General features: G+C 36.9%; 4 protein-coding genes. All 4 read left to right on the forward strand.

What is annotated here, in order from left to right; translation table 11 throughout:
- Positions 1-565, forward strand: a 565-nt coding sequence (locus WC614_13865) for a hypothetical protein (protein MFA5034090.1), incomplete at its 5' end; no start/stop codon positions are given.
- A 550-nt stretch (positions 566-1115) separates the two neighbouring features.
- Positions 1116-2573: a T9SS type A sorting domain-containing protein gene (locus tag WC614_13870; protein ID MFA5034091.1), complete on the forward strand. Its 1458-nt coding sequence runs from the start codon at positions 1116-1118 to the stop codon at positions 2571-2573.
- A 9-nt stretch (positions 2574-2582) separates the two neighbouring features.
- Positions 2583-5219: a T9SS type A sorting domain-containing protein gene (locus WC614_13875; protein MFA5034092.1), complete on the forward strand. Its 2637-nt coding sequence runs from the start codon at positions 2583-2585 to the stop codon at positions 5217-5219.
- A 121-nt stretch (positions 5220-5340) separates the two neighbouring features.
- Positions 5341-7597, forward strand: a 2257-nt coding sequence (locus tag WC614_13880) for a hypothetical protein (protein ID MFA5034093.1), incomplete at its 3' end; no start/stop codon positions are given.

A 7597-nucleotide genomic window follows, 5' to 3' on the forward strand; every position in this document is an offset into this window, starting at 1 on the left:
AAAAAATTTTGAGCCTGATGAAGATATACAAGTAATCATTCAACCGGGTGTTCAACTAACAGGATATACCGTCCCGAGTTTTCAAAACGAACATGCCGAAAAATACCTTAGCGCTGATTGGGTAACTATAGGAACGGTTTTCTCCTGCACAACGAAAGTCATTAGAACCGATTCTTTCTCCAATGGAAGTGATACCTCCAAATGGGTTCGCTATGATGTTACTCTTGCGGATATTTATAAGATAAAAGTTGATAGTGTGATTAAAGGAGTTTTTGCCGATTCTATAATTGTTATTCAGAGTCCTTCTTATACAAACATTTTGCACTCTAAATTCACGGAACGTGATGCAAAAGGTAACCCTATTTTTGCAACCAAAACCGTCAAGGACTTTCTTAATATCGACAGAATAAATGGCCCGTGGTATGTCAAAAGTCGGAAGAAGATTATTGCATTGCTGCAAAAAAAAGATACTGTTTACACGTCCACACTTTTCAGAAGATACGACAAAGATATTTTAGACTTCTACAAAAAATTAGATAAAAAAGCTCTTCAGGAACACAAATAAATTAAATCTTTCTATTCTGTTTTTTATCTCTTACAGTCTCTTCAAATCCCTGTTAATATTTCTTTCTGTTGTTTTTTCCTTCTCTGTTTTGTTATCCGTGAAAATCCGTTTACAAACTCTTGGGCAAAGCCCTTAGATTTTGTTATCCAGCTCAGCTGGGGTCTTTTATCCGTGGCTATAATTCTCTTTTGTGATCTGTTTTTCGTTTACCCTGAGCCCGCCCGCCGTTCAGAGTATTTATTGGAGTTACTTGATAGGAGGGCTTGCCGAAGGGTGCCCTTCTATATTTCTATATTTCATACTTTCGTGATTCTCTGTTTTCTGTTTCTCGTGATAATCGTGTGCGAATCTCGTGGTTCCGATTCTTTATCTCTCTCTGTTTCCGTTTTTCTATCTTTCGTGTTTTTCGTATTTTCGTGGTTCTCCGTTTCGTGCTTTTTAGTGCTTTGGTGGCTAATTCTCTTCCATCTTTACTCTTTTCCTTGACAAAACTACCTTTTCAGAATATTTAAGTATTAAGATACTTGTTGATGAATAAAGTAGGAGAAAAATGAAAGCTTTGATGTTGTTGACACTTTTGTTTCCCATTTCTGCCCTCGCAAGTTGGCCTCAAACCTATGAAGGCGGATTTCCAGGAGGAGTTGCGATAGACTCCTATGATAATGTAATTGTCACAGGCGGGGGGTCTGCTGATTCTCTTGCAACTGCGCATACTATTAAATATGACTCAAGCGGTGGAATTATCTGGTCACAGGACTTTGAAGTTAACACTATATATGGTGGGGACGCAGGAGTTGTATGCGATAAACATAATAATATTATTGTCGGAGGATGTGTATATAACGGAGAAGGTTATGCCTACTGTACTCTAAAATATAGTGCTCAAGGAACTTTATTGTGGAGTAGAATTTTAAATAATTCTGTTTCGCCTTATTCAGATATGGAAACAGACGTTGCAGTAGATAATGATAACAATATAGTTGTCACAGGGATGGGGCATCCGAACTATTGCACTGTAAAATATGATTCTATGGGAACAGAACTATGGCGTAAAAATTTTTATAATGGAGGCACCAGGTATTCAAATCCTCACTTAACCACAGATATTCATAATAATGTAATAGTATCTCTCAGAATTGGTGACAATAATGAGTCTTATGTTGTGAAATATAGTCCTGCCGGAGATTCTCTATGGGCAATACAATTTGATGATACCATAATTAATGCTGGTCCGATTACTATGGGTAAAGATAATAATATAATTCTGGCAAGCACCTTATATGAAACTGATACAAGTTGCATAATTTGTATCTCAAAATTTGATTCTATGGGTACAAACATTTCAAGAAAAAAATATGCTTATAATCAGGCAATTTTTTCACGAGATATTGCTATTGATAATACCGGGAATATAATTACTGCAGGATTTGTTGAGATAAAAATAGATAGTAATTATTCTTGGAGTGTAACAAAATATACCCCTAACGGGGATAGTATCTTATGGAACAGAATTTACAATAAAGAGAATATCGGATTTGGATGTGGAGTTGCCGTAAACTCAAAAAATGAAATTTTTGTAACAGGAGCAAGCGTTCTTAATGATACAATACCAATTTGGCGCACTCTTAAATATGACTCAAACGGTAATTTGATTGCCGTTGAAGAATCCTCCTCTCCCCAATCCAATCCAAAATCCGCACTCCAAAATCCGCAATTGAATGTCTCCCAAAACCCCTTCTCTAAATCAACAATCATCACTTATTCTGTTCCCCGCTTGCCCGCCGTAGGAGGGAATAACTATTACACTAATACCCTATTAACTATTTACGACATCGCCGGCAAATTAGTAAAGAGTTTCCCAATAACCCAATCACCTAATTCCCCAATAACCAGTGTCCCCTGGGATGGCACCGATAATAATGGCAGATTAACAAAAACAGGTATATACTTTGTAAGACTAACCGCAGGTGATTTTAGCACAACAAAAAAACTTATTCTAATAAGATAGGGAGGAAATATGAAAAAATTCTGTTTGGTTATTTTTAGTTTTTTGATTTTATTTGGAGCGCCACTTAAAGCCTATAGTTGGTTAGGAAATGAGTTTATGATTGATACAAACAAGGTGTACAAACCGGCTTCGGGTAGACAGGAACAATCTTTTGTATTATTTGACGGGATAAATTACTTTGTTGTATGGAGAGATTATAGAAATAATTATAATGACCGTTATTCTGCGCTTTATGGGACAAGAATAACTCAAGATGGAAAAATCCTTGACCCCACAGGTATCCTTATATCTCCTTCTCTTTACAGCCAAAGATACGCTCACGCTTCTTTTGATAGTAACAATTACTTTGTTGTCTGGGAAGAGTATGCGGCAGGACACATTAATATTCATGGTGCTCGTGTTACCAAAGAAGGGCAAGTTCTTGATATATCAGGTTTCCCTATAACGGGTTTTGAATCTGGTGTCTCTATCTCCTATGCATACCCGTCAATAGCTTTTGATGGTACAAATTATCTGGTAGGAGCTACGGATGACTATTCCCAGCATAAAGTTCACGCCGTCAGGGTTGACCAATCCGGAAAAGTTATTGATTCTATTCCAATTATTATATCCCCTCCTGCAAAGACAACTTTCCTTTCGGATATTTCGTTCGATGGTACGAATTACTTCCCGGTCTGGTTGCAATGGAATGATTCTTGCTCTGGAAACAGGTATGACCTGTTTGGAAGCAGAGTTAGTCCGAACTCTACGGTTATCGATTCAAATGGGGTTTGTATAGTCATGGAAAAAGAAGATCAAAGGAATGCTTCTATTGCTTTTGGTGGCTCAAACTATTTTGTAGTCTGGGAAGATTGGAGACAGGATTCTTTGCACTACTCCGATATTTATGGAGCTCGTGTAACTAAAGAAGGAACTCTTATTGATTCAACCTGCATAAAAATATCGCCACCTTGTTCGTCACGACTGTCTTACGGAGACCCCTTAATTACTTTTGATGGAGAAAATTATTTTGTAGTCTGGGAAAAAAATATTGGGAGCATGGCTATGTGTACCAAGAGTCTCTATGGCACAAAAATAGATACGGCAGGAAAAATAATTGACTCTCAGAGCGTTTCTATTACTAACACAGGAACAGTAGGAGGAACTTATTACTTGGACCATTCGGTTGCATCTAATAAAAATAATTATTTTATCGTGTATAACCATTTTGGAGATATCTGCGGAACTTTTATGGACCATTCAGGGAACATAATAAAAAATAATATGCTTGTATCTACGGATGGATATAGACAATATGACCAAAAATGTCCTTCGGTTGCTTCTGATGGTAAAGATTATTTTGTGGTGTGGGAAGATTATAGCGATGAAACTTATTACAAACCCGGTATTTATGGGACCAGAGTAAGTGAAGATGGCGTTACCCTTGACACCGCAAGTATTCTTCTTGCAGAAGCTTCTTCAGCGTATTATAATTTTATATCTCCGGTTGTTGCATTTGATGGAACCAATTATCTCGTAGTCTGGGTAGGAGCACAGAGAGGAATCTATGGGGCTCAATTAAATAAAAATGGGGAAATCCTCAAAGATATTCTTATATCGGATACGACATTCGCTTCTTCACCTGCTCTTGCTTTTGATGGAACTAATTATCTCCTTACCTGGGCAGAAAACACTCCTATACCATGCAAATATGAGAATGATTTTTCTGTTTATGGAGTCCGTATAAGCAAACAAGGAGTAATCTTGGATTCTATAATACAAATATCGGATTCCAATTCATGTACTTCTGCCGTTAGCTTTGACGGGACTAATTATCTTGTTGTGTCAGATAGTAGACCACAAGAACAGAATATTTATGGTACCAGAGTGGATAAAAACGGGATTGTCCTTGACACGTCAGACATTATTATATCCTGCCATGACAGTATTCGGGACAAACCTTCTATTTCATTTGACGGAACAAATTACCTTGTAGTCTGGCAAGATTTTCGTAATGGCGCCAGCGATATCTATGGCGTACGCGTAAATCAACAAGGAACAGTTCTTGATTCTACCGGCATTGTAATATCAAATGCGCCCGGGAATCAATTGAATCCTTCTGTCGCTTTTGATGGAAACGATTATCTTGTTGCATGGCAGGACTTTCGTAATCCTACGGATACGTCTTGTATTTATGCTACTTATGTAAGTCCCGATGGAGTAGTATTGGACACGAATGGATTTATAATGTCTACTTCAAAAAGATATTTGCCACGTTTAGCATACGGAGCAAATAAACAATGTTTCTTAACATACGAAGGCGCTGTTTATACTCCTAATTATAATGCAACGCGAATATTAGGTAGAATATGCTCTAAAACAGGAATAACAGAAAATAATATCCTTAATTCTTTTGGGATTAATGTCTCCTCTAATCCTTTCATTAAATCTACTCTCTTACGATATAACCTTCCTATCAAATCCAGAGTTTCCTTAACAATCTACGATGTCTGCGGCAGAACAATAAAAACCCTTATTAACGAACTCAAACCCGCCGGCTCTTATTCCATTCCCCTCTCCGCAACCGACCTAAAAACAGGTATTTATTTTGTACGACTTACCGCCGATAATACTAAACTAACCAAAAAACTAATCTTAATGAAGTGAAAAATCGTAGGGGCGAATTGCAATTCGCCCGTTTGTTATATTTATTTATTAATGAAATAAAATGGGTAGACAGGGCTTTTATGCCCTGTTATAAGTAATTCATCTCTAATGGAGGTAAAAAATGTTGAGCGTAGCGAAATCTCCGCCTGAGGCGGGCTCAGGCGGAAGAAGATTAAATGTCCTAATAGTACTTGCAATCACACTCCTTCGCCAGCCCGCATGGGCTGAATTGACGGTAGTTGACAGCATATTGTTGAGACCACAGGCTGGAAATGGATGGGACTTACGTGCAATAGATGTAAACCCAACAACAAATAAACTCTATGTGGCAAATTATGGCACCAATAATGTTTCGGTAATTGATGGAGTAAGTAATTCAGTTATTGCTACATTAGATGTTGGGTATTATCCTCAAGCTATATGTGTAAACCCGATTACCAACAAAATCTATGTAACGAGTCTTGGAAATTTGAATGTTTCAGTAATTGATGGGACAAATAATACATTTATTGGTTCAATACATGTAGGAGATTACCCTTCCGCTTTATGTGTAGATACAACAACAAATAAAATCTATGTGGCAAATAATCATAGTTGGACTGTTTCAGTAATTGATGGGACGAATGATTCAGTAATTGCTACTATACCGGTTGGGAACGGACCTAATTCTATATGCGCAAACCCCACAACAAATAAGGTTTATGTGACAAATCAGAATAGTAATAATATTTCAGTAATTGATGGAATAAATGATTCAGTGGTTAAGACCGTAAGTGTTGGGGGAAGACCATGTGGTATAAGTGTAAATCCTGCAACAAATAAAATCTATGTGGTAGGAACGAATACTAATAATGTTTCGGTAATTAATGGAACAAATGATTCAATTATTACTTCAGTATTTATCTCGTATAATCCTATCGGTATAATTGTAAACCCCGCAACAAATAAAATCTATGTGGTAAGTTGTTATGGCAATAATGTTTCGGTAATTGATGGGGTAAATAATTTAGTCATTGATACTATAACTGTTTTATCTGAGCCTTGGGGGATATGTGTAAATCCAACAACAAATAAAATTTATGTAATAAATTGGGGGAATAATAATGTTTCGGTAATTGATGGAACAAATGGTTTGGTGGCGAATACTATAACTATCGGGGCTTATCCTTGTGCAATATGTATTAACCCAACAACAAATAAAATCTATACGGCAAATCAATTTAATAATAATGCTTCAGTAATTGATGGAACAAATAATTCGGTCGTAAATACCATAACCTTAATTAATGGGACAAATGGGTCCGGACCTTTTGGTATATGTGTGAATCCAATAACAAATAAACTCTATGTGACAAACTATGCCAATAATAACGTTCTCGTAATTGATGGGATAAGTAATGCAATGGTCTCTACTGTAGCCGCTTGGGATTCTCCCTGGGGTATATGTGTAAATCCGCTAACAAATAAAATTTATGTGGCAAATTCAGTGTCGTCTTTTGGTCGTTCTTTGGTAATTAATGGAATAAATGATTCAATCGTGACTTCAATATACACTTGGGCTTCTCCTCCTAAGGGTATATGTGTAAATTCAATAACGAACAAAATTTATATGGCAAATTATGCCGGTAATAATATTTCCGTGATTGATGGGATGAATGATACCGTAGTCGCTACCGTCAATGTTGGGGCTTATCCTTTTGGTATATGCGTAAATGAAACAACAAATAAAATCTATGTGACAAATGAGAGAAGTAATAATGTTTCTGTGATTGATGGGACAAGTAATTTGGTAGTCACTACTGTAGCCGTTGACTCTTCTCCTTTGGGCATATGTGTAAATGCAATAGCAAATAAAATATACGTAACAAATTATGGTAGCAATAATGTTTCGGTAATTGATGGAACAAATAATACAGTAATAAAAACAGCGCAAGTAGGAAATGGACCAAAAGCTATTGCAGTTAACCCACAAGACAGTTTAGTATACGTGAGTTGTTATACTGCAGGCGGAGTCTGGGTGCTTAAAGATGGAACAGCCATCGAAGAACCATCCAATCCAAATTCCGCACTCCAAAATCCAAAATTAGAAATCTCCCAAAACCCCTTCTCTAAATCTACAATCATCACTTATTCTGTTCCCCGCTTGCCCGCCGTAGGAGGGAATAACTATTACACTAATACCCTATTAACTATTTACGACCTCGCCGGTAAATTAGTAAAGAGTTTCCCAATAACCCAATCACCTAATGGCCTAATGACTTCTGTCCCCTGGAATGGTACCGATAATAATGGCAGATTAACAAAAACAGGTATTTACTTTGTTAAACTGACTGCAGTTTGTCATCCTGAGCATAGCGAAGGATCTAATACAATAAGTA

This window comes from bacterium (assembly GCA_041649255.1).
Lineage (GTDB): Bacteria > Hydrothermota > UBA3073 > JACQXS01 > JAQTXJ01 > JAQTXJ01.

What these genes read in the sequence shown, in the direction of transcription:
- WC614_13875 (MFA5034092.1), top strand. Translation starts at nt 2,583, where the DNA reads ATGAAAAAATTCTGTTTGGTTATTTTTAGTTTTTTGATTTTATTTGGA.
- WC614_13870 (MFA5034091.1), top strand. Translation starts at nt 1,116, where the DNA reads ATGAAAGCTTTGATGTTGTTGACACTTTTGTTTCCCATTTCTGCCCTC.